Source organism: Pseudoalteromonas shioyasakiensis (assembly GCF_019134595.1).
Taxonomy (GTDB): domain Bacteria; phylum Pseudomonadota; class Gammaproteobacteria; order Enterobacterales; family Alteromonadaceae; genus Pseudoalteromonas; species Pseudoalteromonas shioyasakiensis_A.
In genome coordinates, this window is sequence record NZ_CP077770.1 from 467,455 (window position 1) to 492,845 (window position 25,391).

Annotated in this window: 30 protein-coding genes; 16 read left to right on the forward strand and 14 right to left on the reverse strand. The window is 41.7% G+C overall.

Going from position 1 to position 25,391, the window contains the following annotated elements:
• Positions 1-61 precede the first annotated feature (61 nt).
• From KQP93_RS02230 to KQP93_RS02270, 9 genes are all read left to right on the forward strand, one after another.
• On the forward strand, positions 62-682 hold the full coding sequence (locus tag KQP93_RS02230) for a MarC family protein (RefSeq protein ID WP_217875663.1): 621 nt from the start codon (positions 62-64) through the stop codon (positions 680-682).
• A gap of 155 nt (positions 683-837) precedes the next feature.
• A complete protein-coding gene (locus tag KQP93_RS02235; RefSeq protein WP_217875664.1) occupies positions 838-1,260 on the forward strand; it encodes a hypothetical protein in 423 nt (140 codons plus the stop codon).
• Positions 1,261-1,496: 236 nt separating this feature from the next.
• Complete coding sequence (dusA, locus tag KQP93_RS02240; RefSeq protein ID WP_217875665.1) at positions 1,497-2,474, forward strand: tRNA dihydrouridine(20/20a) synthase DusA; 978 nt, start codon at positions 1,497-1,499, stop codon at positions 2,472-2,474.
• Between the two features lie 248 nt (positions 2,475-2,722).
• A complete protein-coding gene (locus KQP93_RS02245; protein ID WP_217875666.1) occupies positions 2,723-3,397 on the forward strand; it encodes a PspA/IM30 family protein in 675 nt (224 codons plus the stop codon).
• A gap of 10 nt (positions 3,398-3,407) precedes the next feature.
• Complete coding sequence (locus tag KQP93_RS02250) at positions 3,408-3,614, forward strand: PspC domain-containing protein (protein ID WP_054554145.1); 207 nt, start codon at positions 3,408-3,410, stop codon at positions 3,612-3,614.
• 9 nt (positions 3,615-3,623) lie between these two features.
• Positions 3,624-3,950 carry a hypothetical protein gene (locus tag KQP93_RS02255; protein WP_054554146.1) on the forward strand — a complete coding sequence of 109 codons (327 nt, stop codon included), beginning with the start codon at positions 3,624-3,626 and terminating at the stop codon, positions 3,948-3,950.
• Between the two features lie 80 nt (positions 3,951-4,030).
• On the forward strand, positions 4,031-4,537 hold the full coding sequence (locus KQP93_RS02260) for a copper chaperone PCu(A)C (RefSeq protein ID WP_217875667.1): 507 nt from the start codon (positions 4,031-4,033) through the stop codon (positions 4,535-4,537).
• Positions 4,538-4,545: 8 nt separating this feature from the next.
• Positions 4,546-5,532: a DUF2333 family protein gene (locus KQP93_RS02265; protein WP_217875668.1), complete on the forward strand. Its 987-nt coding sequence runs from the start codon at positions 4,546-4,548 to the stop codon at positions 5,530-5,532.
• Positions 5,533-5,536: 4 nt separating this feature from the next.
• The gene (locus KQP93_RS02270; protein ID WP_217875669.1) at positions 5,537-6,304 is read left to right on the forward strand and encodes a TIGR04219 family outer membrane beta-barrel protein; all 768 of its coding nucleotides are present in this window, start codon (positions 5,537-5,539) and stop codon (positions 6,302-6,304) included.
• 33 nt (positions 6,305-6,337) lie between these two features.
• Here the strand turns inward: KQP93_RS02270 and KQP93_RS02275 are convergent, their stop codons facing one another.
• Positions 6,338-7,225 (reverse strand): TIGR03899 family protein, encoded by an 888-nt coding sequence (locus KQP93_RS02275; protein ID WP_217875670.1) that lies wholly within the window; start codon positions 7,223-7,225, stop codon positions 6,338-6,340.
• Positions 7,194-7,700: an SRPBCC family protein gene (locus KQP93_RS02280; RefSeq protein ID WP_240701457.1), complete on the reverse strand. Its 507-nt coding sequence runs from the start codon at positions 7,698-7,700 to the stop codon at positions 7,194-7,196. The genes KQP93_RS02275 and KQP93_RS02280 overlap by 32 nt, the downstream gene beginning before the upstream one ends.
• 259 nt (positions 7,701-7,959) lie before the next feature.
• Here KQP93_RS02280 and KQP93_RS02285 point away from each other — a divergent pair, with 259 nt between their 5' ends.
• Both KQP93_RS02285 and KQP93_RS02290 read left to right on the forward strand, forming a co-directional pair.
• On the forward strand, positions 7,960-10,155 hold the full coding sequence (locus KQP93_RS02285) for a bifunctional diguanylate cyclase/phosphodiesterase (RefSeq protein WP_217875671.1): 2,196 nt from the start codon (positions 7,960-7,962) through the stop codon (positions 10,153-10,155).
• A gap of 121 nt (positions 10,156-10,276) precedes the next feature.
• The gene (locus KQP93_RS02290; RefSeq protein WP_217875672.1) at positions 10,277-12,454 is read left to right on the forward strand and encodes a YgiQ family radical SAM protein; all 2,178 of its coding nucleotides are present in this window, start codon (positions 10,277-10,279) and stop codon (positions 12,452-12,454) included.
• Positions 12,455-12,656: 202 nt separating this feature from the next.
• On the opposite strand, the gene mgtE is transcribed toward KQP93_RS02290, so the two are convergent.
• From mgtE to KQP93_RS02350, 12 genes are all read right to left on the reverse strand, one after another.
• A complete protein-coding gene (gene mgtE, locus KQP93_RS02295) occupies positions 12,657-14,015 on the reverse strand; it encodes a magnesium transporter (protein WP_054561109.1) in 1,359 nt (452 codons plus the stop codon).
• A gap of 211 nt (positions 14,016-14,226) precedes the next feature.
• Positions 14,227-14,499, reverse strand: a complete 273-nt coding sequence (locus KQP93_RS02300; protein ID WP_054561108.1) for an HPr family phosphocarrier protein — start codon at positions 14,497-14,499, stop codon at positions 14,227-14,229.
• Between the two features lie 13 nt (positions 14,500-14,512).
• Positions 14,513-15,358 carry an RNase adapter RapZ gene (gene rapZ, locus KQP93_RS02305; RefSeq protein WP_217875673.1) on the reverse strand — a complete coding sequence of 282 codons (846 nt, stop codon included), beginning with the start codon at positions 15,356-15,358 and terminating at the stop codon, positions 14,513-14,515.
• Entirely contained in the window at positions 15,359-15,811 is a 453-nt protein-coding gene (ptsN, locus tag KQP93_RS02310) for a PTS IIA-like nitrogen regulatory protein PtsN (protein ID WP_054561106.1), read from the reverse strand.
• Between the two features lie 3 nt (positions 15,812-15,814).
• Positions 15,815-16,102: a ribosome hibernation promoting factor gene (gene hpf / locus KQP93_RS02315; RefSeq protein WP_036971325.1), complete on the reverse strand. Its 288-nt coding sequence runs from the start codon at positions 16,100-16,102 to the stop codon at positions 15,815-15,817.
• A gap of 27 nt (positions 16,103-16,129) precedes the next feature.
• Positions 16,130-17,626 carry an RNA polymerase factor sigma-54 gene (locus KQP93_RS02320; protein ID WP_058585934.1) on the reverse strand — a complete coding sequence of 499 codons (1,497 nt, stop codon included), beginning with the start codon at positions 17,624-17,626 and terminating at the stop codon, positions 16,130-16,132.
• Positions 17,627-17,741: 115 nt separating this feature from the next.
• A complete protein-coding gene (lptB, locus tag KQP93_RS02325) occupies positions 17,742-18,467 on the reverse strand; it encodes an LPS export ABC transporter ATP-binding protein (RefSeq protein ID WP_054561103.1) in 726 nt (241 codons plus the stop codon).
• The gene (gene lptA, locus KQP93_RS02330) at positions 18,464-18,985 is read right to left on the reverse strand and encodes a lipopolysaccharide transport periplasmic protein LptA (protein WP_217875674.1); all 522 of its coding nucleotides are present in this window, start codon (positions 18,983-18,985) and stop codon (positions 18,464-18,466) included. The genes lptB and lptA overlap by 4 nt, the downstream gene beginning before the upstream one ends.
• On the reverse strand, positions 18,975-19,529 hold the full coding sequence (lptC, locus tag KQP93_RS02335; RefSeq protein WP_062566531.1) for an LPS export ABC transporter periplasmic protein LptC: 555 nt from the start codon (positions 19,527-19,529) through the stop codon (positions 18,975-18,977). Before lptC ends, lptA begins: the two co-directional genes overlap by 11 nt.
• Positions 19,526-20,077, reverse strand: a complete 552-nt coding sequence (kdsC, locus tag KQP93_RS02340; RefSeq protein WP_054561100.1) for a 3-deoxy-manno-octulosonate-8-phosphatase KdsC — start codon at positions 20,075-20,077, stop codon at positions 19,526-19,528. Before kdsC ends, lptC begins: the two co-directional genes overlap by 4 nt.
• Before the next feature lie 3 nt (positions 20,078-20,080).
• Complete coding sequence (locus KQP93_RS02345) at positions 20,081-21,052, reverse strand: KpsF/GutQ family sugar-phosphate isomerase (protein ID WP_217875675.1); 972 nt, start codon at positions 21,050-21,052, stop codon at positions 20,081-20,083.
• A gap of 3 nt (positions 21,053-21,055) precedes the next feature.
• Complete coding sequence (locus KQP93_RS02350) at positions 21,056-22,024, reverse strand: calcium/sodium antiporter (RefSeq protein WP_217875676.1); 969 nt, start codon at positions 22,022-22,024, stop codon at positions 21,056-21,058.
• Between the two features lie 248 nt (positions 22,025-22,272).
• Here KQP93_RS02350 and KQP93_RS02355 point away from each other — a divergent pair, with 248 nt between their 5' ends.
• From KQP93_RS02355 to KQP93_RS02375, 5 genes are read left to right on the forward strand one after another with little or no spacing between them, the layout of a single operon-like run.
• Positions 22,273-23,091 (forward strand): ATP-binding cassette domain-containing protein, encoded by an 819-nt coding sequence (locus KQP93_RS02355; RefSeq protein ID WP_082401555.1) that lies wholly within the window; start codon positions 22,273-22,275, stop codon positions 23,089-23,091.
• Complete coding sequence (mlaE, locus tag KQP93_RS02360; protein ID WP_054554167.1) at positions 23,084-23,863, forward strand: lipid asymmetry maintenance ABC transporter permease subunit MlaE; 780 nt, start codon at positions 23,084-23,086, stop codon at positions 23,861-23,863. The genes KQP93_RS02355 and mlaE overlap by 8 nt, the downstream gene beginning before the upstream one ends.
• Before the next feature lie 13 nt (positions 23,864-23,876).
• Positions 23,877-24,425 carry an outer membrane lipid asymmetry maintenance protein MlaD gene (mlaD, locus tag KQP93_RS02365; protein ID WP_054561096.1) on the forward strand — a complete coding sequence of 183 codons (549 nt, stop codon included), beginning with the start codon at positions 23,877-23,879 and terminating at the stop codon, positions 24,423-24,425.
• A gap of 2 nt (positions 24,426-24,427) precedes the next feature.
• Positions 24,428-25,105, forward strand: a complete 678-nt coding sequence (locus tag KQP93_RS02370; RefSeq protein WP_217875677.1) for an MlaC/ttg2D family ABC transporter substrate-binding protein — start codon at positions 24,428-24,430, stop codon at positions 25,103-25,105.
• Entirely contained in the window at positions 25,098-25,391 is a 294-nt protein-coding gene (locus tag KQP93_RS02375; RefSeq protein ID WP_217875678.1) for an STAS domain-containing protein, read from the forward strand. The genes KQP93_RS02370 and KQP93_RS02375 overlap by 8 nt, the downstream gene beginning before the upstream one ends.

The window sequence follows — 25,391 nt, forward strand, 5'->3', positions numbered from 1 at the left end:
ACATACTGTATTGTAGTTGCAGTGTTTTTATTCGCTAACACGTTTTCAGGGAGTTTTCTTAATGAGTGAATTGCTAGCTGCATTCATTTTCTTTTTTGCCGTCATTGATCCTATCGGGACCGTGCCTGTTTTTATTGCTGTTACACGCTGGGATGACGCCAAATTTAAGCGCAAAGTTGCATTAAAAGCGGTTGGTGTTTCGGCATTAGTGCTATTATTTTTTGTTGTTGCGGGCGAGTTACTTTTAAACGCGATCAATATTCCACTTTCGGCATTTCAGATTGCCGGAGGTATCGTTTTATTACTTTTTGCTTTGTCGATGATCTTCGGTGAAAGTAAACCAGAAACTGAGATCAAAAGTGTTCGAGATAGCACCGAAACCGCTATTTTCCCTTTGGCGATTCCTTCTATTGCCAGCCCCGGTGCCATGCTTGGTGCAGTACTGATGACTCGAAATACCGAATACACTTGGTATGAGCAACTTATAACCTCATCAATTATGCTTTCTGTACTAGTCATCGTACTGTTTTTATTACTGCTTGCCACGCATGTACATAAGTTAATTGGCGATAGTGGCGCAAGTATTATCAGTCGGGTGATGGGCTTAATTTTATCGTCAGTGGCGGTGACTAATATCTTAGGCGGTATCGCTCACTACTTTGGTTTGAGTGTTGTCGGCTAGTTTTGATTTAAAGTGCATTTTCAGTGATTTAAACTTTGAATAATTGCCTTCTTTTATCTAACTTTAAAGAAGGCAATATAAAATTTAAGGAACAAAGAATGCTAATCAAAAATGTCGTCTTATCTGTTTTTCTGATTTTTAGTTTAGGTGCTTGCATGGAGCCGACCTATGATAGTGGTAAGCTAAAAGTCATTGAAGTAACAGACCATGAGTTTAAAATTAATGGTGAAAGCGCAGTAACCGTAATTGTTGGTCATGCCAATGTAGCGGAATACAGCTTTTCACTTCGTAAAAGTGATTTAAAGAAAGGCACGCTCCTGCAGTCTGTGTCTGACAGTAATCCAAATGTACGTGCTGATGGTACCTTCTTTAGTGAATATTATGTGCAATCAAAAGATCATGATACGCGTGCATCAATTGAAATTGTAGAAATGGACCCTGTTGAGAAAGTAGCACGAATTGCAGTGGGTGCTAAGTTAGTTAACCTGAAAAACGAGGACTACAAAGAGCTTGAAATTACGATTTTGGAGCTTACGGGCCAAAACCTTGAACACCTTCTTAGTAAAGTAAAAATGTAGTCTTAGCATTTTACCTTATTCGTCAAAGAAGTGAGATTGCAGTACACTTCTTCGCCTCTTTTCATCATCTGATCTTCGATTAAGCCATGCCGCGAGCCAGCTTCGGTGGTATAATGGTCGCAATTTTTCATTTCGGTGCATACCTAAAGGGTATGTGTCATCGCTATATTAAGCGTTAATCGTATTAGGTAATTTAAGTTGCAAGTAAATGCATTGATCTTTAAAGGGGCCATGTTATGAGCACAACGACATTAAACCGCCGTTTTTCCGTGGCACCCATGTTAGATTGGACTGATCGTCATTGTCGAACCTTTCACCGCAAAATGACTAAGCATGCTGTGCTTTACACTGAGATGGTGACAACCGGCGCTATTTTATTTGGTAAAGGCGATTACTTACACTTTAATGAGCATGAAGGGCCAGTGGCACTGCAACTTGGTGGTTCAGATCCTGAAGCGTTGGCTAAGTGTGCAAAGTTAGCCGCAGAGCGTGGCTATAATGAAGTAAATTTAAATGTCGGCTGTCCGTCTGATCGTGTGCAAAATGGTCGTTTTGGTGCTTGTTTAATGGCTGAGCCTAAACTGGTTGCTGACTGCGTTGCTGCAATGAAAGCCGAAGTGACTATTCCTGTTACTGTTAAAACGCGCATTGGTATTGATGAGCAAGACTCGTATGAGTTTTTATGTGCTTTAATTGAAGCGAGTCATGATGTTGGCTGTGATGACTTTATTATTCATGCGCGTAAAGCGTGGTTAAATGGCTTAAGCCCAAAAGAGAATCGTGAGATCCCACCTCTTGATTACCCGCGGGTTTACCAGTTGAAAAAAGATTATCCGCAACTTCACTTAAGCTTAAATGGTGGCGTGAAAACAATTGCTGATAGCGTAGCTCACCTTGATTATGTTGATGGCATTATGATTGGTCGTGAGGCGTATAGTAATCCGTTTATTTTGTCTGAGGTCGACGAAAACATTTATGGTGATGAAGCCTTTACGCTAAGTCGTCATCAGGTTGTGCGCTCGATGTATGACTATATTGAAGATGAAATGAGCAAAGGCGCTAACTTTTGGCATATTGCTCGCCATATGTTGGGGATTTTTCAAGGCCAACCTGGTGCGCGTGGTTTTAGACGCCATCTCTCAGAAAAAGGCCATGGTAAAGCGGCCGATTTATCTGTTATGGATAAAGCCTTAAGTTTTGTCCCAGAAGCCTAATCACAAAGCCTATTAAAAAAGCCTATTAAAAAGCCACATTTTGTGGCTTTTTTTGATCCTAAAATTTAGTGAAAAAGTTAATTTTTTAGTCAAATTAGTTATTTTTCATTCAGTCACTAGTCAGCCTAAATCTAAATTTAATTGACTCAACTTATTGTATATAAATGATAATTTTAATTTATTCGTTAGTTGGCACAAGAATTGGAATCTCCTAGCTGTATTAACCCAATAATCAACAGGAGAGTCACATGGGTGTATTAAATCGCGTAAATGACATTATTCAGGCAAACCTTTCTGCAGCATTAGACAAAGCTGAAGATCCTGAAAAGTTACTTAATCTACTCGTGCAAGAAATGCAGGATGCACTGACTGAATGCCGTGCAACTGCTGCGACATTTTTAACGCAAGAAAAGCAAATGAAGCGTGAAATTGCAGCGAAACAAGCGAAAGTAGCTGACTGGCAAGCGAAAGCAGAAAAAGCGTTGAGTAAAGATCGTGATGATCTTGCCAAAGCAGCATTAGTTGAAAAGCAGCGTTTAACGACAGAAATCGAAGCGCAACAAGCTGAAATGGATAAAGTGGCAGAGTCACTCGCTAAATTGACAGAAGATTGTCAGCGTTTACAAAACAAGCTTGCAGATGCAAAAGCCAAACAGCTGACTTACATGCAAAAAGAACGCGTTGTTACAGCACGCTTAAAAGTAAAAGAGCAGCTGCATAGCAGTAAAGTTGAAGATGCATTAGCGCGTTTTGACTACTTAGAGCAGCGCGTTGAAAACATTGAGTCGCAAGTTGAAGCGTATGAACTGACACAAAGTGATGCTGCAAATTCAACAGCAGCACAAATCGCTGCCCTTGAAAAAGATGAAGCAATCGATAAAGAGCTTGCTGACTTGAAAGCAACGATGAAGCAGTCGGCTTAGGAGGTTAATGATGAATACTTATCACACATCGACTCGTTGGTACCGTGATCTAAGTAACAAAAAGATCTCGGGTGTGTGTAGCGGACTCGCTGCGCGCTTGGGCTTCCCTGTATGGTCAACACGTTTGGTAATGATCATATTACTTATTCAAATGCCGCTGTTAATAGGCGTGGGTTATTTAGTGGCTCATTGCACTTTACCAGTGAAAGGTTACTAGGAGTAGAGCATGAAAACGTTAGCTATCATCATTTTGGCAATGTTATTACTATGCACTGATGCGGTTTCATTTGTATCGTTTGACTCATGGCAGTTGCCTTTATCAATTGCTGATATGAGTTGGGCTGGGCTTGAAGTCATCGGTGCAATAGTGGCAGTCATTGCCGTCGTTGCAGGTGTGGCGTTATTTACTATTGGCCTACTTGGCGCAGGTGTTGTTGCTTTGATTGGTGTTGTGCTTGCGTTTTTATTTGGCTCAGTAATGATTGCATGGCCACTTTTACTTATCGCAGCATTATGCTGGTTGATTGCCGATAACAAAAAATCGCCAGCTTAAGGTACGAATAAACTGCCTTAATACATAAAATATGCTAAATTTAGCGGGTAAGTTAATGTCTTAACAAGGATTAAAACATAATGAAACTGTGGCCCGCACTCTCTTTTTTTACCGCAAGTTTAGTCTTTAGTACTTTTTCATCTGCCCATAGTGGCCATGACCATAGCGATGTTGCCGAAGTAACCGTAAGCAACGCGCAGGTACGTGAATTTTTACCAGCCAGTAAAGCCAGTGTGGCTTATTTAACTATTACCAACCCAAGTGAGCATGCAACAGTGTTAACTAAAGCTGAGCTTGATGGTTTAGGACGCGTTGAAATTCATCAGCATACTCATGTTGATGGCATGATGAAAATGGAGCAGGTTTTATCATTAAAAATTGATGGTCACAGCAGTGTTGAGTTTAAACCAGGTGGTTATCACTTAATGGTGTTTGAACCTGAAGATCAGTTAAAAGCAGGGCAAGAGCGCAAACTCACGCTATATTTTAATGATGGCAATCGCGTTTTTACTCAAGCTAAAGTTGTGTCTTTACAAGAAATGTCTGAACAGGCATCACAAAAAAGTAAAGAGCACTCACATCACTAGGAGATATTATGTCTGAGCATAAAGGAAAAATAGCCAGTGCATTACTTATTATATTAATTATTTTTTATGCGATTGCTGTTTACTGGAGTAGTGAACCGGCTCGTATGGATGTTGTTGGCAAGGCCAAACAAGAAGCGCAAATGCGCGGCGAAAAGTTTGTCACCGGCTACACAACAACGACTACATTGATCAATGTGGCAAGTACATTATTAAATAAACCTGGCGGCTATTTATCTAACGATATGATGCCACCAAGTGTGATGATGGATAACATGCCGGCGTGGGAATATGGCGCACTTGAGATGACCCGTGATTTAGTGTTGTCGATGCGAAAAGATTTCAGCCGTTCGCAGTCTCAATCAACTGAGCACGAAGCACTTAAAAAAGCACAGCCGCAATTTAATATTAGCTCTGTTGCCTGGGCATGGCCTAGCGCAGAAACTGAATATCAAAAGGGTATCGATTTACTGGTTGTGTACCGAACTCAAATTGCGGATCAGAACGATCGTGATAGCCAATTCTATGCCCGTGCAGATAACTTACGTGGTTGGTTAAAAGAAGCTGAAAAGCGCTTAGGCAGTTTAAGTCAGCGTTTAAGCGCAAGTGTTGGCCAAGATCGTTTAAACACTGATTTAGCTGGCGATACTGCGGCTCATCAAGCAACATACACCCCTTTGCAAAGCCAAGTGAAAACATCTTGGTGGCAAATTGATGATGTGTTTTATGAATCGCGTGGTGCAACGTGGGCATTACTGCACTTTTTACAAGCGGTTGAATATGATTTTGCTGATGTTTTAGAAAAGAAAAACGCTCGTGTTAGTCTGCAACAAATTATTCGTGAATTAGAGGCCACGCAAGAAACTGTGTGGAGCCCAATGATCTTAAATGGCAGTGGCTTTGGTTTTGTTGCTAACCACTCATTGGTCATGGCGAATTATATTTCTCGAGCCAATGCGGCTCTAATTGAACTTAGCGAACTTTTAGCGCAAGGATAAAATGATGAAAAAGTACTGTTTAGCAGCTGCCCTTTCAATGGCCTGTTTAGCTCCAACAGCGCAAGCTGATACATTATTAGGTTTATACCTAGGTGTTGATGGCTGGCAATCAGATAACAGCGGTAGTTTTGCTCAAGACGGAAATCTACAAAGCTTTAAATTTGATGATGAAACGTTTACGAGCTACTACGCAGCACTTGAGCACCCAGTCCCGTTAGTACCAAACATTAAACTAAAATACACTGAACTTGAGTTAAATGGTGATACAACACTTGATGAAACGTTTAGTTTTGGTGGTTCAGATTACGTTGTAGGTACACAAGTAGGCACAGTGAGTGACTTATCACATGTTGACTACATCTTATATTACGAAATCTTTGATAATGATTTGGTTTCAATTGATTTAGGTGTAAATGCTAAACAATTTGATGGTGAAATTACGGTAACAGGTACATCGCAAGATGGTGGTCCAAGCACAACTGAGCGCGTTGATTTTTCTGGTTTCGTACCTTTAGTGTATGGCCGTGCTGAAGTTGGCTTACCGTTAACGGGTTTAAGCGTTTTCTTTGAAGGTAGCTTACTGGCTATCGACGATAGCAAAGTTCAAGACTACCAAGCGGGTATTGCATACGCTTTACTTGATAACCTAGCAATCGATATGGACATTAAAGCGGGTTACCGCTCAATGACTTTAGAGCTTGATGATATTGATGATATCTACACAGATTTAGATGCATCGGGTCCATTTGCGGGTATTCAAATCCACTTCTAATCGAATTTTTCGATTTATATTTAGCTGGCAGTTTTATTTTAAAGCTTGCCAGCTAACTTCAAATTCATCTTCTAATGATGTTGAAAGTATCTGCTTATAAGCCTTATTTATTGGCGATGCGATTAGCTTTCTTAACTCGTCACCCGTTTGTGTGAACTTATAATAGCTAAGTACTAAGTCATTACTTTTTGCTTTTAAAACCAAGCGTTGATTCATAAAGCTCAGTATTAGTTCTTGGCCTGCTTTTAAAACCGCTGACTCGATTTCTTTTCGATACAGTAAGTTAATATCCATCAGAGTAAGAATGTCAGGAAAGCTAACAGGAGTTTTCCCTAAATTAAAAGACACCTTGTTACCTTTTCTAAGCAAATCAAACAGCGAAGGTTTTTTGTAAAAGCCAAGTAAAATTAGGTGGCTATTGTCTTTTTCATTGAAGCCACACAGGGATGTACAGCGCTGAAGGGCATCTGCTTCACGCTGTGTCATATGTTTAAGGGTTTGTAGGCTTTTAATCGAAAAAGTGCCCGGTGATACGGTTTCACCTGCGAGTATTTTTGCCCATAGCTTTTGCATTGAAGAATTAGCTGTGTCTTCACATAAACTAATAAAGCGCTCTATCCAATCAAAATCGGGCTGTTGTTGGCCCGTAACATCGGGGCAAAACGCCATAGCCATCGCCATAATAGTTTCGATATTTTCTTGGCGCTTAATGAATTGAATTTCTTGGCGAGTTTGAGCGCGCTCTAAAAGGCTTGCTTGTGCTTTAATTTGATAAGCTAACTGCTGTTGACCTTGTGCTGAGTAGCTATCATCACTTGCATGGTTGATCCTAGCCGATGATGCCTTATGAATCGGGTAGCCAAGCTGGTTTTCTATGATATTAGCAAGATTAACTCTCGCCTGAGCTGCTTTCACTGTCATCGGTCACACTGTCCTTGCCTGTTGTTGCTAACTGCGCATGAGTTTTGATGTTATTGAGCGCCAGTTTTACTGTGTTATTGAGAATATACTGGCTTAGTAAAGCAAGGTAGCCACCAATAATAGGGGTGTTGACCTCACCTTTAAGTGAACACTCAATGTTAACGTTATCGCCTTCAGGTAAATAGCGGATTGTGCCTTGGGCAATGTGTTCTTTATTGAATAAGATATTAAATGAAAGCTGGCTGTTGTCGAGTTGGGTGATGGTCATTTCACCTTCGCCAAAGCGACTTTGCCAAAATTGATGTGCACCCACTCCTTGGCTAGGTTCTGCAATGGTAAATTCGATACTCGGGTCGACAGCCTGCCATGGTTGCCATTTGGGCCATTGATTAAAGTCGCCAACAAGGCTCGCAACCTCAGCACTGCTCGCATTCACTTTAATTGATTTGTGAACGGTATATTGCGGTGAAAGCATGAGCCCAATCACAAGTGAGATCAGAATGCTGATAAAAATCGCTTTTAGGGTAAAAATGAGTATTTTAATAATCTCACCTCAGGCAATTGTTTTATAACTTTCATAACATTATACGTAACATAGACTATAATCTGTTTGATACTATATAAGCTATCACTAATGTATCATAGTTAAATAAGTGATAGAATTTTGAGCATCGCTGTAAAATGGAGTGGCACCATAGTTACAGTATTACGGGGATCACTCTAAGGAATTATTAATGGCATCAGAGAGTAACGACTTTTTGTTTAGTGACCAAGATGACGAACAGTTAGTGGATGAAACTGTTTCTGATTTTTGGGACGTATTAATTGTCGATGATGATCCAGAAATACATTCAGTTACTAAGCTTGCTCTTTCAGGTGTTGAGTTCTGGGACAAAGGGCTGCGATTCCATCATGCCTACTCAGGTGCAGAAGCGCTCGAATTACTTAAAAATGACCATTCGATTTCGGTAATTCTCCTTGATGTGGTTATGGAGTCAGATGATGCTGGCTTGCAAGTTGTAAAGCAGGTTAGAGAGTGCCTCAATAATCACAATGTGCGTATTATTTTACGTACCGGGCAACCAGGCTATGCACCTGAAGAAAAAGTGATCCGCGAATACGATATCAACGACTACAAAACAAAAACAGAACTAACACGCAGTAAGCTTATCACCTCCCTTGTTACTGCTATTCGCTCTTATGAGCAAGTATGTCAGCTCGAATTTCAAAGCCGCGCGTTAAATAATATTTTGTATGCATCTAAGGCTATTCTTGGCTTTACTGATATAAAAGCTTTTTCGATGGCAGTGATTAAGCAGCTCTCAATTATTTTAGATTGCGAACCGCAAGGTTTACTGTGTGGTTCTATCGAAGATGATAATCAGGTTTATGTTTTAGGTGGTTGTGCTGAATATAATGAGTTTATTGGCCAAGGTATTGAGCAGCTTGATGATGGCCGTATTATCATGCAAGTTAACAACTGCCTAGCCCAAGTTGAGCATCAGCACACCGATGTAGACAGTACGTATTTATTAAAAAGCAAAAACCGCCAAGCAGCTATTTACTTAGAAACCGAGCACACACCAAGTCCTTCGCAACTCCAATTTGCAGAGATATTTTTGACTAATGTTAGTGTTGGTCTTGATAATGTTAGGTTGTTCAACCGGTTACGTGATGCAGCTTATAAAGATGTTTTAACTGGCTTATCGAATCGTAACGATTTTATGGATAAAGTGGAGCGTTACTACCAGCCGGGTAAAAGTGATTATGTCTTTTTATTAATTGATGTTGCGCAATTCTCAGATATTAACAATGGCTTAGGGCAAGAGATTGGTAACTTATTACTAAATGCCATTGTTGATAGGCTACATCAAGAATACCCAAATGCAGAGCTGCTCTCGCGCATTGGTGCAGATGTATTTGGTTTACTGTTACCAGTTGCTGAGTGTGACGTTGAGTTACTACGCGAGCACTTAAGTTTGCCGTTCAATGCTGGTGAACACATTTTACCAATCAACTTTAAAATTGGTTTATGTTATCAAGGTGACTTCCTGCAAGCAGGGATCGAGACCTTAAAACTGGGCTACATTGCGCTTAACCAAGCTAAAAAACAATCTTCTGAAATGGTGGTGACGTATACCCCAGATATGGAAGAGCAAATGGCCTGGCGTTTAGGGATCATCAGACAGCTTCGTCAAGATTTTGAGCAGCGTAAATTAGAGGTTTGGTTTCAGCCGCAACTTGATTTAAACACTCTTGAAATCATTGGCTGTGAAGCGCTACTGCGTTGGCCGTCAGGTAATGGTCAGTATATTTCGCCGGCGATTTTCGTGCCTATGGCTGAAGATGCCGGTTTAATTGTTGATATTGGTCAATGGGTGCTAGAGCAGGCATGTATGCAACAAAAGCGTCTCGAAGCTATGGGCTTTGCAATTAGTATTGCCGTGAATGTTTCAGTGCCGCAATTTAAAGTTAAAGGCTATGCGCAGCAAGTTAAAGACACTTTAATTAAGTACGATGTAAAGCCGCAGTTTATTGAACTCGAAGTGACCGAAAGTGTGGTTATGGATGAACTCGCAAACGTGATCACTACATTAAAAGAGCTAAAAGAGTTTGGTATCGAGATTGCAATTGACGACTTTGGTACAGGGTTCTCATCGTTAAGTTACTTGCAAAAACTGCCACTAGACAGACTCAAAATTGATCGTGACTTTATTAAAGACTTACCAGGTCAAGATTGTCAGGCTATTGCTGCGTTAATTATTTCTCTCGGCGCAAGGTTAGGCTTAAAAACCATTGCAGAAGGGGTCGAAACCCAAGCGCAAGCAGATTATTTAGCCCAGCTTGGCTGTGATGAAGTGCAAGGCTTTATGTACGCTAAGCCTATGCCAGAAAAAGAGTTAATTACCTACCTGCAAGCTAAACAATAGCAAGTTTCAACAAAAGCACACTATTTAAACAGCGCCCTCCCATGTGGAGGGCGTTTTGTTTTCTATAATAATCCATAAGACTGGGGTATAATTCGCCCCTTTTGTTAGCAGAGTACACTTTATGAGCGCATTAAAAGCCGAGCGAGGCCTGTTTTCTTACCCTAAGTATTGGGCTGAATGCTATGGCACGGCGCCATTTTTACCAACCACTCGTGCAGAAATGGACGCGTTAGGCTGGGATAGCTGTGACGTGATCATTGTCAGTGGTGACGCGTATGTAGATCATCCAAGTTTCGGTATGGCTGTGATTGGGCGTATGCTTGAGTCACAGGGTTTTCGTGTGGGTATAATTGCGCAGCCTGATTGGAACTCAAAAGATGCCTTTATGGCGTTAGGTAAGCCTAACTTATTCTTCGGTGTTACAGCAGGTAACATGGACTCGATGATCAACCGTTATACAGCTGAAAAGCGTATGCGTCATGATGATGCTTACACGCCGGGTAACATAGGCGGTAAACGTCCTGACCGTGCGGTAGTTGTATACAGCCAACGCTGTCGCGAAGCTTATAAAGATGTGCCGCTGATCATTGGTGGTATTGAGGCGAGTTTACGCCGTATTGCTCATTATGATTATTGGCAAGAAAAAGTACGCCGAAGTGTGTTGTTTGATGCCAAAGCTGACATTTTAATTTACGGAAACGCTGAGCGCCCACTTGTTGAAGTTGCCCACCGTATTGCCGCTGGTGAGTCGGTTGAGACAATTCAAGATATTCGTGGTACTGCAGTTATTCGTAAAGAACCATTACCGGGTTGGCGTGGTAGTGACTCAACTGCAATTGATAAAATCGGTAAGATTGATCCAATTCCAAACCCGTATGGCGCAGATGATGTGGGTTGTAGTAAATCTGAATTTAAAAAAGCGGGTATTGATTTAAGTGCCGAGGCGGCTAAGCCAATCACTGTTCAGCCAGCACGTCCTAAGCCATGGGAAAAGACCTACGTTAAGCTGCCAGCGTATGAGCAAGTAAGCGTAAATAAACCGCTTTATGCCCATGCCTCGCGTATTTTGCACCAAGAAACAAACCCAGGTTGCGCACGTGCGTTATTTCAACGCCATGGCGACCGTTCTATTTGGGTTAACCCGCCAGCATTCCCACTTGAAACAGAAGAAATGGATGGCGTATTTGGTTTGCCCTATCAGCGTATTCCGCACCCAAGCTACGGCGATGAAAAAATCCCAGCCTATGAAATGATTAAAACCTCGGTGAACATCATGCGTGGTTGCTTTGGTGGTTGTTCTTTCTGTTCGATTACAGAGCACGAAGGGCGTATTATTCAAAGCCGTTCTGAGCAATCAATTATTGATGAAATTGAGCAAATTCGTGACAGAGTACCGGGCTTCACTGGGGTTATTTCTGACTTAGGCGGACCGACAGCGAATATGTACAAGTTGCGCTGTAAGAGTAAAAAAGCAGAGAGTACGTGCCGCCGTTTATCATGTGTTTATCCAGATATCTGTAAGCACATGGACACGGATCACACCCCAACCATTGAGCTTTATAAAAAAGCCCGTGATGTAAAAGGTGTGAAGAAAATCTTGATTGCGTCTGGCGTTCGTTATGACTTAGCTGTAGAAGACCCTCGCTACGTTAAAGAGTTGGTTACCCATCACGTAGGCGGGTACTTAAAAATTGCGCCTGAGCATACTGAAGATGGTCCATTGTCTAAGATGATGAAGCCGGGCATGGGTGCTTACGATAAGTTTAAAGAGTTATTTGATAAATACTCAAAAGAAGCGGGTAAAAAGCAGTATTTGATCCCGTATTTTATTTCTGCTCACCCAGGGACGAAAGACGAAGACATGGTGAACATGGCGTTGTGGTTAAAGTCTAATGACTTTAAGCTTGATCAAGTGCAAAACTTTTATCCATCGCCGATGGCCAATGCAACGACGATTTATCACACTGAGATGAATTCGCTGCGCAATATTAAGAACAATACTGAGCAAGTGCCTGTTCCAAAAGGCGCACGCCAGCGCCGCTTACACAAAGCGATTTTACGTTACCACGATCCTGCTGGTTGGCCGATGATCCGTGAAGCACTAAGAAAAATGGGCAAAGCGAATCTAATCGGTAAAGGACCGAACTGCTTGGTACCAGAAGAAGGCCGCAATGAGAAAGCAGCTAAAGGAAAGGGCGGTAAAGGCCGTGCGGCACTGACTCGTCATACCGGTTTTAGCCAGTTTAAAAAGGCGAATACCAAACCTAGAGTCGGTAAAAATAAGCAGCGCGCAAAGTAAATATGTAAATATAAATACGGCCCTTAAAGGGCCGTTTATTTATATCAATTCGCTTAATTGAGTGGTCTATTTTGAAGCAATAAAACCTCGTTGATAACAGGACAAAAATTTCGTTATTTAGTTGTTCTAAATCAGAAATTTTTAACGCAGGTAGCGACAGGTTTAATCCCTCAAAATGATTAAGTATTATTGCGAATTGGTATTAGATCAATAACCAAGTCGCGGTGCCTAAAAAGGCAAAGATACCAACAATATCGGTCACGGTTGTCAGTACTACACTGCCGGCGAGGGCTGGGTCTATTTTCATTTTCTTAAGAATTAGCGGAATACTCGCACCCGCAATACCAGCGGCAACTAGGTTCATGAACATTGCAAAGGCCAGCACTGCTCCGAGCTTAAAGTCCCACTGCCATAGGGCAACCACACCAGCAATTAATATCGACCAAATAATGCCATTCAGTGCGCCAATCGCCAGCTCCTTGAGTAACAAGAAGCGTTGGTTGGTTTGGTTGATATGACCAACCGCTATACCACGAATAACAAGAGTTAAGGTTTGGCTACCCGCAACCCCCCCCATTGAAGGGACGATACCATTGAGCACCGCCAAAATAGGCAAGATTGCTAAGGTGTTTTCGAAAAAGCTTGCCACAATTGCTGCTAGCAATGCGGTTAATAAGTTAACCCCAAGCCAAATAGAGCGACGCTGCGAACTTTTCAGTACTGGCGCAAAGGTGTCTTCTTCGTCGTCAAGACCCGCGAGGCTTAGCATGCTGTGCTCTGCATCTTCACGGATTACGTCAACGATATCATCGATGGTAATACGACCAAGCAAGTGAGCGTTATCATCAACAACAGGAGCTGAAATCCAGTTGTGACGTTCAAACAGCTGCGCCACATCACTTTCATCCATAGAGATTAGGATTGACTCACAGTCTTCATCCATTAAATCACGGACAATTTTATCCGAAGGACTGGTCAGCAATGTAGTTAACGAGAGCGCGCCTAAAAAGCAGTTATGCTTATCAACTACGTATAAGTCATCGGTACCTTCTGGTAGCTCCCCTCGTAAGCGTAAATAGCGTAGCACCACATCAAGGGTAACATCAGGACGAATGGTGACTGTATCGCTGTTCATCAAGGCACCGGCTGAGCGCTCTTGATAAGAAAGTGCTTGAGTTGCTCTTTCTCTATCTTGCGAGTCCATGGCACTGACTACGTCTTGATATACGGTATCAGGAAGACTACGTAAAACCTCACCTAAGTCATCGTCGTCCATATCTTCAGTGGCAGCAGCAATGTGCTCAGGCTCCATCTGGGCAATAATGCCAAGACGTACATCTTCAGAGAGTTCTTCTAGAACATCACCACGGACATCTGGATCAACCAGCTGCCAAAGCATACGACGAATTTTATGGGGAGAAGATTCAAGTAAAAGGGCTGTATCACAAGGTGCCGTTTTGGCTAACATACCGCGCACTTGAACAAATTGACCACTATTGAGTGACTTGGTCACTTGTTTGAGTTGTTGTAGTGGGTAATCTTGTTCAAAGGCTTCTGGCATTGGCGTCCTTACAACTGAAAAAAGTTTAAATAGGCTAAGCAAATACAGCATAGTTGCTTTGAAGTGTATTTGCAGAGATATCGTCGCACTGCGATAAATTTATTAAGAGTTATGTAATTTAGAAAAGCGAGCGATATAAAAGTAGGATATTTAAAGGGAATTTTAAATATCCGAATTAAGTTTACCGTAAACCTTGAAGTCTTAGCAAATGCTATTCTTGCTCGTGGAAGCGTTGTGCTATTAATTCGCCGATTGCCGTTAATGCAGCATCGGCGTCAGGGCCTTCGCATACAACGCGAACTTCTTTACCTTGACTACTTTCAAGTAGCATTAATGCTAACACGCTATCGCCTTCAGCTTCTTTATCATCTTGATAAAGCGTAATTTTGGCATCAAACTGCAGTGCTAATTGCGCTAAAACAGTAGCAGCGCGAGCATGTAAGCCAAGTTTATTTTGAATTAAAAAGGTATCTTCAGCGTGCATTGTTGGTGCCTAATTAAATGTCCTGTTCGCGATGGCGAATTTTTACATTAGCATGAGTTTTAGAAAAGCTCTCACCAATTGTTTGCGCTAAGTAAACAGAGCGATGTTGGCCACCGGTACAACCAATAGCAATAGTCAGGTAACTGCGGTTATTACGCTCTAAGTGCGGTAACCAAGTTTGCACAAATGTTTGTATTTGCCACGTAAATTTTTGCACTATGCTGTGGCTAGCTAGGTAATCTTTGACTGGTTGATCAAGGCCAGTTAGTGGCTTTAAATCAGGTTCCCAGTGTGGGTTAGGTAAAAAGCGTGCATCAAAAACGTAGTCAGCTTCTTTTGGAATACCATGCTTAAAGCCAAACGACATAAAAGTAATAATCAGCTTTTTATCTTTTTTACCTAAAATCTTTTCGCGAATTGATTCTGCTAACTGATGAACACTTAGATCAGTGGTATCAATCATAAAGTCAGCGCGAGTGATCAGCACATCAAGCAGTATTTTTTCTTGTTTAATGGCCAGATCAAGCGGCAAAGAGTCAATGGATAGTGGATGCAAGCGGCGTGTTTCTGAAAAGCGCTTGATCAGAGTTTGGTCATCACTGTCTAAATAGAATAGCGTTGGGTTTGCGAAACCTGGCAGGTACTCAAGAATATCATTAAATTCTTGCTGCTCTTTCGGTAAGTTACGTACGTCGATGCTGACCGCTATTTTATCGTAGTTATCAGACACACTTCGTACGAGCGAAGGAAGTAGATTAACTGGAATATTATCAACGCAATAATACCCTAAGTCTTCCAGTACTCGTAAAGCGACCGATTTACCTGAGCCTGAGCGACCGCTGATAATTATTAATTCCATTTATGCCTCTGCTGATATGACCTGAAACAGTTGCTGATCGGTAGTTGCACTACGCAGCTGTTTACAAAACTCTTTATCTTTAAGTCTATCAGCAATTGTTGATAAGGTCTTTAGGTGAAGCTGACAGTCACCATCTGGTACGATGAGTGCTACAAAAATATCAACCGGGCGATTATCAATTGCATCAAAATTAATAGGGGATTCACTCACTATCACAAAAGCATGAGGTTCATCTGCGCCACTCATTCGGCCATGTGGAATAGCAATACCTCGGCCAATGCCGGTGCTACCTAGTTTTTCTCGGTTGAGTAAAGCATCTAGGATATCTTGTTGCGATAAATGAGGAAGCTGCTGGTGAGCCAGTTCGCTGATATATTCAAGAATTCTTTTTTTGCTATTAAAAAGGACCGCAGCTTTGCTGCAGTCCTGGTTAGTAAGTGAACTTAGTTTCATAATTTAATGTCGAGCTAATTTCTCTTTGTGTTTAATGACTTGGCGATCGAGTTTATCGATCAGTGAGTCAATGGCTGCGTACATATCTTGATGTTCTGTAGAAGCGAATAACTCGCCTCCGTTTACATGTAAAGTTGCTTCTGCTTTTTGGCTTAATTTTTCTACATCTAGAATGACATGAACATTATTAATATGGTCAAAATGCCTTTCTAGTTTCGCAAACTTGGTGTTTACATAGTCTCTTAATGAATCTGTGATTTCTACATGACGACCAGTTAAATTTAGTTGCATAAGCATTTTTCCTTCTATGTAAAACGTCTAAATCAGACTCTTACGCTGATTAGACGGAGGTATTGCTAGAGACTCACGATATTTTGCAATTGTACGTCTAGCTACTTTAATTCCTTGCTCAGCCAATATATCTGCAATTTTGCTATCACTCAATGGTTTAGCTGAGTTTTCTGCAGCGACTAACTTCTTGATTAAAGCGCGTATTGCTGTAGAAGAACACTCACCACCATTTTCGGTGCTGACATGGCTTGAGAAGAAATATTTCAACTCAAAAATACCCCGTGGGGTATGCATATATTTTTGCGTTGTTACCCGTGAAATCGTCGATTCATGCATTTCGACCATTTCAGCAACATCATTTAGCACCATCGGCTTCATTGCCTCAGGGCCATGCTCAAAGAAAGCTTGTTGTTGTTGAACGATACAGTTGGTCACTTTTAATAGCGTATCGTTACGGCTTTCTAAGCTTTTAATAAACCACTTAGCTTCTTGTAAGTGAGAGCGAATAAATTGGCTGTCGCTACTTGATTTAACAGAGCGAGACATCGCCGCATATTGGCTGTTCACTCTAATCTTTGGCATACAGTCTGGGTTTAACTCGACTACCCAGCGACCTTTTACTTTTTTTACTGATACATCAGGTATGACGTACTCAGACTCTTCGCGCACTATGCTATCCGCAGGCTTAGGATTTAAGCTGTGGATGAGCGTCATCACTTCTTTAAGCTCGTTTTCTTTAAGCTTAGTCTTTTTCATCAAAGTTCGATAGTCGCGACTCGCTAATAATTCGATATGCTCAGATAAAACCATTTTAGTTTCAGCTAAATATGGCGTATTAGCATCGAATTGACGTAACTGAATGCACAGACATTCTTGTAAACTGCGTGCGCCAATACCAACAGGATCAAATAACTGAATTCTTTTTAAGACCGCTTCGACTTCATCAAGTTCGATTTCTTCTTCATCGCTATTTTGATTAAAGCTTTCGACGATATCTTCACAGCTTACCGTTAAAATACCTGATTCATCGATAGCTTCTACAATTGCCACAGCAATCGCTTCATCAGTAGGGCTAAATGGCGTGAGCTGTAATTGCCACATTAGGTATTCGTGAAGGGTTTCGGTTGATGCACCCTGATAGATTGATTCATCTTCAGGCATTGGCCCTGACGATGTTGAAGGGGCGGCACTCATGTACTCATCCCAGGTAACATCCATAGCTAAGTCATCGCTTACGGTGTCTTTATTGAGAGCATCACTACTTTCTTGCTCGTATTCGCTAGGAGCTTCTTCGGCAGACGCGCTGACTTGCACATCGTCAGATTCAGCTTTTTGCTCATTCTTGCCGGTGCTTTCTTCGTTGTAATCCGCTTCTTCCACTTCAAGTAGAGGATTACTATCAAGCGCTTCTTGAATTTCTTGCTGGAGATCCAATGTACTGAGCTGCAACAAACGAATAGCTTGTTGCAGTTGTGGAGTCATTGTAAGTTGCTGGCCCATGCGCAGCTGTAATGATTGCCTCATGTATCCCTAACAATCCTTTTTAAGTTATCGATAACTGTGCAAACACAGTTAAGTCATTATCGATTTATTGTCATTGTTATAAGTCTAGCAGATGCTCTAGTCGCTGGCGTAATGGTTACAGCCTGAATTGCTCGCCTAGATATACATCGCGTACAGTTTGGTCTGCTAATACGTGCTCAGGTGTGCCTGATGCAATTAGCTCCCCATGAGAAACAATGTAGGCTTTTTCACAAACATCAAGGGTTTCTCGAACATTATGGTCAGTAATTAGTACACCAATACCACGATTTTTTAGGTGCTCAATTATTTTCTTTATATCTAACACTGAAATTGGATCAACACCAGCAAAAGGCTCATCTAAAAGGATAAATTTAGGATTTGCGGCTAATGCGCGAGCAATTTCAACACGGCGGCGTTCACCACCTGACAGCGCCATACCTTGGCTATCGCGAATGTGTTGGATGCTAAATTCATCGAGTAAGCTATTTAGTGTTTCTTCGCGACCTGCTTTGTTTAGATCTTTGCGAGTTTCTAAAATAGCCATCAAGTTTTGGTACACCGTTAACTTTCGAAAAATTGACGATTCTTGTGGCAGATAGCCGATACCTAAGCGGGCACGATTGTGCATTGGCAAAAGGGTAATATCGTTATCATCAATGCTGATTTTACCTTTGTCGCTTGGTACTAAGCCTACAATCATGTAGAAGGTGGTGGTTTTACCTGCGCCATTTGGGCCAAGCAAGCCAACAATACTGCCTGCCTCAACTTCAAGACCGACATTTTTAACCACTTGACGGCCTTTGTAGCTTTTAGCTAAAAGCTCTGCTTTTAATGTGCTCATGGTTGGCCTTTATTGTCTTTTTTATTTTCAACAGGTACTAAAATAGTGTGTACACGATCTGTTGAATTTTCGTCTTTTTCAGCACTGATCAGCTGCTGTGCCATATCATAGGTAATGCTTTTTGCTGTTACTTTTTGACCTGCTTGAGTAACTTCAGCTTCACCGTTTAAGGTTAAGAAGCGTTTTGCAACATCATAACGAACTTCTTCGGCGCTGGCGCTCATCACGGTGCCATCAGTTTGTTTTTCTTCGAAGTAAGCTGGTGTGCCTGTGGCAATAATTAACTCTACTGTACCTTCGGTGTCGCCGCCATGTGCTTCAAGGCGCTCTGCGGTAATACGACGATTACCATGCACGATCTCTACGTTACCTTCGAATATGCCAACGCCATCTTTTAGTTTCCCTACTTGGCGATCTGAGCTAATGCTAATCTGAGCGCCAGTTTGCTCGGCAGCTGCGCCCGAAAAGGCAATCAATAAGCTTGGGATCAGGAGTAATTTCTTCAGTTTATTGGTCATAGTATATGGTTCGTGTATGGTTAGTTAACTCAACAATTTCGGTTTTTAAATCGGCTTTTAAGCCTTTACCGGTAATCTTTAAATTCGGTCCTGTTAGTGTCACAGGTTGCTTTGAAAACATGGTCATTTTATCAATATCGACATTAATGTTTTCTGCTTTTATATCTTCGATCATACCGTTATGGGTTAAGTTTTTAGCAACTACATCCCCTTCAAAAATCAGCTGATCGTTTTCGTACAATGTGGCTTCTTTGGCTTTTACTTGCCAAACCTGCTGGTCGCCATAAATAGTAAAAATAGGTTGCTCAAAAAAGGTAAACCCTAATTGTTGATACAACTCCATTTTAGCAGCAGCCACTTTATGACTAATTTTGCCTTGCTCGTCATACGCTGTTTGCTTTAACGCCACAGCAGTGTAATCAGGTGTTGCGATGATCTCGTCTTCACTAGTTATTGTGTCTGTTGATTGGTTAAAGTACGGGTACCATAACCAGACCATGCAACAAACAAAAACAATACTCAGTAAAATACGGGCTATATTCATGCGCTGGTTCCATCGCTAGTTAACGGCTTACCGTTTTCTAACATCAGTAAATCAGTTAATTCACGCACAGCTCCAAAGCCACCTGGTAATAATGTGGTGTAATGAGCCAGCTTTTTAATCAGTGGGTGTGCATCGTTTACAGCAACAGCAAACCCTACTTTTTCCATTACTGGTAAGTCTGGACCATCATCACCAATATAGGCAATTTGTTCATCGGTCAGCCCCAGTTTATCTTTTAACTCTTGATAAGCAATCAGCTTATCTTCTTGTCCCTGATAAATGTGCTGAACAGTAAGGCTAGTCATTCGCTGCTGAACTATTTGTGAATGGCGGCCAGTAATCACTGCCACTTCAAAGCCACTATTAATGAGCGCTTTAATACCAAAGCCATCTTTAGTATTAAATGCTTTAAGCTCTTCGCCATCATTACCTAAATAAATTCGGCCATCAGAAAAAACACCATCTATATCACAGATTAGCAATTTTACTTTTTGTGCGCGCTGACTCACATCAGGGCTAAGAGGCTGGTATAGCTCGGCGAATGTCATTGCTTAAAGAACTCCTGCTTTTAATAGGTCTTGCATATTAAGGGCACCAATTGGCGTATTACTTTGATCTACAACAATTAAACCATTGATACGTTTACGTTCCATAATATTTAGAGCTTCAGCTGCAAGCATGTCAGGGCGAGCAGTTGTACATGAACGGGTCATCACTTGGCTAATTGCAGTGCTATGGATATCGATGCGCTGCTCTAAAATACGGCGTAAGTCACCATCAGTGAATAACCCGGCTAATTTTTCATCAGCACCAATAACCGCGGTCATACCAAGGCCCTTAGCTGACATTTCGATTAGTGCATCTTTGATGCTTTGGGTTTCGCTAACGATTGGCGTGGCATCGCCTGCGTGCATCACATCATCTAATGTAAGTAATAAACGTTTACCTAAGCTGCCACCAGGGTGCGAAAGCGCAAAATCATCGGCAGTGAAACCACGGGTTTCAAGTAGCGCAACCGCCATTGCATCGCCCATAACCAAGGTTGCTGTGGTACTTGCAGTTGGCGCAAGGCCTAACGGACATGCCTCTTGGCTTACTTTAATGCACACATGTACATCAGACAGTTTTGCCATGGTTGAGTCTGGGTTGCCTGTGAGTGAAATCATCTTTGCGCCAATGCGCTTGATAACAGGAATAATGCTAAGTACTTCGCTGGTCTCACCTGAGTTCGAAATGCACATCACTACATCATCACGGGTGATCATGCCTAAATCACCGTGGCTTGCTTCGCCTGGGTGAACAAAAAATGCCGGTGTGCCAGTACTTGCAAGAGTCGCCGCAATTTTATTACCAACGTGGCCTGACTTGCCCATACCAATCACAATAATACGACCAGTACATTGGAACATTAATTGGCAAGCGTTATCGAAATCTTGATTTATATATTGCTCAATTTCTTGTAAGGCTTGTGCTTCAATTTCGAGTACGCGCTTACCCTGCGCGATAAAGCTAGGTTGTGTCATTAATTATCCTACTTGGCTGAAAATATAGCCCTGATATGCAATAAATGCGACTAACAAGAAGCCACCTTCTACTCTATTGATACGACGAGCACCTTTAAAGTTCAATGACATGGCAATCAATACAATCGTTGCTGCAATCATGATAAGTGCATCGCGGTTTGCCGCAGAAGGGTCAATAATCGATGGATTGATAATACCCGCAAGTGGTAATACGGCGAGTAAATTAAAAATGTTTGAGCCAACGATATTACCAAGCGCTAAATCGTCTTCGTTCTTTAATACCCCTGCAATACAAGCTGCCAGCTCTGGTAAGCTGGTACCAATAGCAATTATGGTTAAACCTATTACAAGATCTGATAGACCAAAATATTTTGCGATATCAACGGCTGATTCAACTAAAAAGTGTGAACTGACTGGTAATAAAATCATGCCGATGACTAACCAAAATACGGCAGATTTGGTACTGACATCGTTCGGAACGTCTTCACATGCTTCGCTGACGAATGGGTCATCTTGATTTTTAGCACGCAGAGACACAATAACTAAGCCACCAATGAACACCGCAAAAGCAATCATCAATGCAATGCCTTCAGCGAACGAAAAATAGTTGTCTGAGAACACATACCAAGCAGCTACAGAGATTAACAGGACCAGCGGCATCTCGCGTTTAAGTGTCATTGAAGACACTGAAAGAGGGCGCAGTAAGGCTGTGACACCAAGTACAAGCAAGATGTTAGTAATGTTAGAGCCGACTGCATTACCTACCGCAGTATCTGTTTTATCAGCAAGTGCTGCCGATGCAGATACCATCATTTCAGGGGCTGATGAGCCCATAGCAACAACGGTTAAACCAATGATTAGGGTGGGGATCCCCATATTTTTTGCGAGTGCAGCCGCCCCATAAACAAACCGATCGGCACTCCAAACGAGTGCAGCAAAACCAATAATTAAAATGACAAAAGAAGTCACCATTGTGATACGCCAACATTACTTATACAGATGACTGCAAATAGTAACAAAAGCGAACCTGAAAGTATAAGTAAAAGAATGGGCTGGCGAGCATAAAGCGTGCTTAGCAAGGAAACTAAATTTCAGGTGTCGTTAAGCTCTTTGCAGCTAGCTTTAGAATTTATTGATAGAAAATATTACAAAATTTTACGATTTGTTTTTTCCATCTTGACTAAAAAACCCTTAAAATGGCAAAACTAGTGAAAAACGTTATGGAGAGCGACTTGTCGCAATCAATAGTAGAAATCAAGGATGTAACCTTTTCACGGGGCGATAGAATCATATATAAAAATATGAGTTTTAACATTCCGAAAGGCAAGATTACCGCTATCATGGGACCAAGCGGCATTGGTAAAACCACCATGTTGCGCTTAATTGGCGGTCAGCTTAAACCTGATTCTGGTGACATTTTATTTGAAGGTAACAGTATTCCTGGCATGACTCGCAAGGAACTTTATGCTGCCCGCACCAAAATGAGTATGCTGTTTCAAAGTGGCGCTTTATTTACCGATATGTCAGTGTTTGACAATATCGCCTTTCCTTTGCGCGAACATACTCAACTCAGCGAAGATTTAATTCGTCTTGTCGTTTTAATGAAATTACAAGCAGTCGGCTTACGTGGTGCACAAGACTTAATGCCTTCTGAGCTTTCTGGTGGTATGGCTCGCCGTGCTGCTTTGGCTCGTTCAATTGCTCTTGATCCGGAGCTTATCATGTACGATGAACCATTTGCGGGCCAAGATCCTATCTCTATGGGTGTATTAGTTAAGCTAATTAAATCACTGAATGAGGTGTTAGGTTTATCATCACTTATCGTGACCCATGATGTAACAGAGGTGATGAGCATTGCTGATCACGTGATCATCATTGCTGATCAAGGGGTGATAGGCGAAGGTTCACCAGAGCAAATGCAAAACCATGAATCTGAGCTTGTACAACAGTTCTTAAATGGTTTATCGGATGGCCCTGTACCATTCCATTTCCCAGCTCCTGCGTATGATGATGAATTACTAGGAGTGCATAATGCTTGATCTATTCCAGAAGTTAGGTCACAAAACATTAGGGCGCTTTGCAGCGCTTGGCCGCTCTACTCAGATGCTGTTTGGTGCACTCGTTAATGTGCCGAACTTCAAAAAAGGCACGCCTTTACTTGTTCGCCAATTATATATGGTGGGCTCGCAATCTCTTTTAATCATTATGGTGTCAGGCTTATTCATCGGTATGGTGCTCGCCCTGCAGGGTTACACCGTATTAGTAGGCTATGGTGCTGAAGATAGCTTAGGACCATTAGTGGCATTGAGCTTATTACGTGAGTTAGGCCCTGTAGTAACAGCGTTATTGTTTGCAGGACGCGCGGGTAGTGCGCTTACTGCTGAAATCGGTTTAATGAAAGCAACCGAGCAATTATCAAGTTTAGAGATGATGGCGATTGATCCACTTAAACGCATTATTGCACCGCGTTTTTGGGCTGGTTTTATCAGTATGCCGTTACTTGCATTGATATTTTCTGCGGTTGCTATTATCGGCGCTCATTTAGTGGGTGTTGATTGGCTTGGTGTTGACTCAGGAAGCTTCTGGTCAATCATGCAAGCGCAAGTGTCGTTCCAACAAGATATTGTGAACGGCATGATTAAGAGTTTTGTATTCGCCATGATTGTGACTTGGATTGCACTTTACAAAGGCTATGACTGTGTTCCTACATCTGAGGGGATCAGTAAAGCGACAACAGAAACCGTTGTGCACTCGTCATTGGCAGTATTAGGTTTTGACTTTATTTTAACAGCGGTAATGTTTACCAGCTAATTAGGGTATAAAGATGAATTCACGGAAATTAGAAATATTAGTTGGCTTTTTTGTAGCCCTTGGTATCGCTGCATTTGCATTATTAGCATTTAAAGTTGCGAATGCCGGCATTAGTGGTAGTGGTGAGACTTACCAACTGAACGCAAAGTTTGAAAATATTGGCTCTTTAAAAGCACGTGCGCCGATCAAAGTAGGTGGTGTAGTTGTTGGCCGAGTTGAATCAATCTTTATTCACCCAAAAGAGTTTGTGCCTGTGGTTAATATGGCGATTGATGCAAATTACTTATGTAAGTTTTCAGACACAACATCAATCTCTATTTTGACATCAGGTATCTTAGGTGAGCAGTACCTAGGCATAAACCCTGTTATTGCTCCTGAATCTGCTGAGCAACGCTGTATGGGTGAAGATGTAACAGCCAGTGAGCATGATACAGATCTAGATGATTTATTTGGTGTTGAAAGCAAAGCGCTTGCAGATGGTGACTACATTACTGATACAAAATCAGCGCTTGTTTTAGAAGAGTTAATTGGTCAGTTCTTATTCAACCAGGGTGGTGAATAATTATGTTTAAGAAGTTTTTGTTATGTATAGCTGTGCTGTTTAGCCTAAACGCACAAGCCGCTGAACCTAAGGTTGATTTAAAAGACCCGTACAAAATGGTTCGTACAGTGTCAGATAATACCTTTGCTCGTATTACTAAAGATCAACCTCTTATTGCGAAAGACAAAGAGCATCTTCGCGTTATCGTAGAAGAAGAGCTAATGCCTTACATTGACTACAAGTATGCTGCACTGCGCGTACTAGGTAATCACGTGTCAAAGGTGCGTGCTATCGAAGATAAAGAGGAAAAAGCAAAGGCGATTAAAGAGTTACAACGTTTCATTGACGTTTTCCAAAAGTATTTAATTGCAACTTACGCAGGTGTGTTTACTCAATACACTAACCAAAGCGTTGAGTTTGCTCCGCCTCAGCCTTTCAAAGGCCAAGATGTGGTGGTTGTTAAAACTAAGATTGTTGAAGCCGGTAAACCTGATATTAGAATCGACTTTAAAGTACGTGAAGACCGCAGTGGTGACTGGGGCGCGTACGATATGATCGCAGAGGGTATTAGTTTGCTTGATGCTAAACAAAGTGAATTACAAGGTATTTTACGCCAACATGGTCTAGATTATGTAAGTGATTTACTAGAGCAGAAGAGCCAACTGCCAGTGCAATTTAGAGGTGAAGGTGGTGATGAGTAAAGTCGAGATTACTCAACTTGAAGATAACCAGTTTCGAGTCAGTGGCGAACTGACTCGAAATTCAATCGGCCGTGAACGCCTTCTGAACGCAAAGCCAGATTCTAGCCATAAAACATGGTATTTTGACCTTTCTGGGCTATCTAGGGTTGACACGGCGGGCTTAGCTTGGTTAATTCACTCTTTCGCAGAATTAAAGCAGCGAGGTATTCACCTTGAACTGCAAAATAGCCCTGAACAATTGCAAAATTTAATGCAGTTGGGTCAGGTCACAAACCTATTTGAGTGA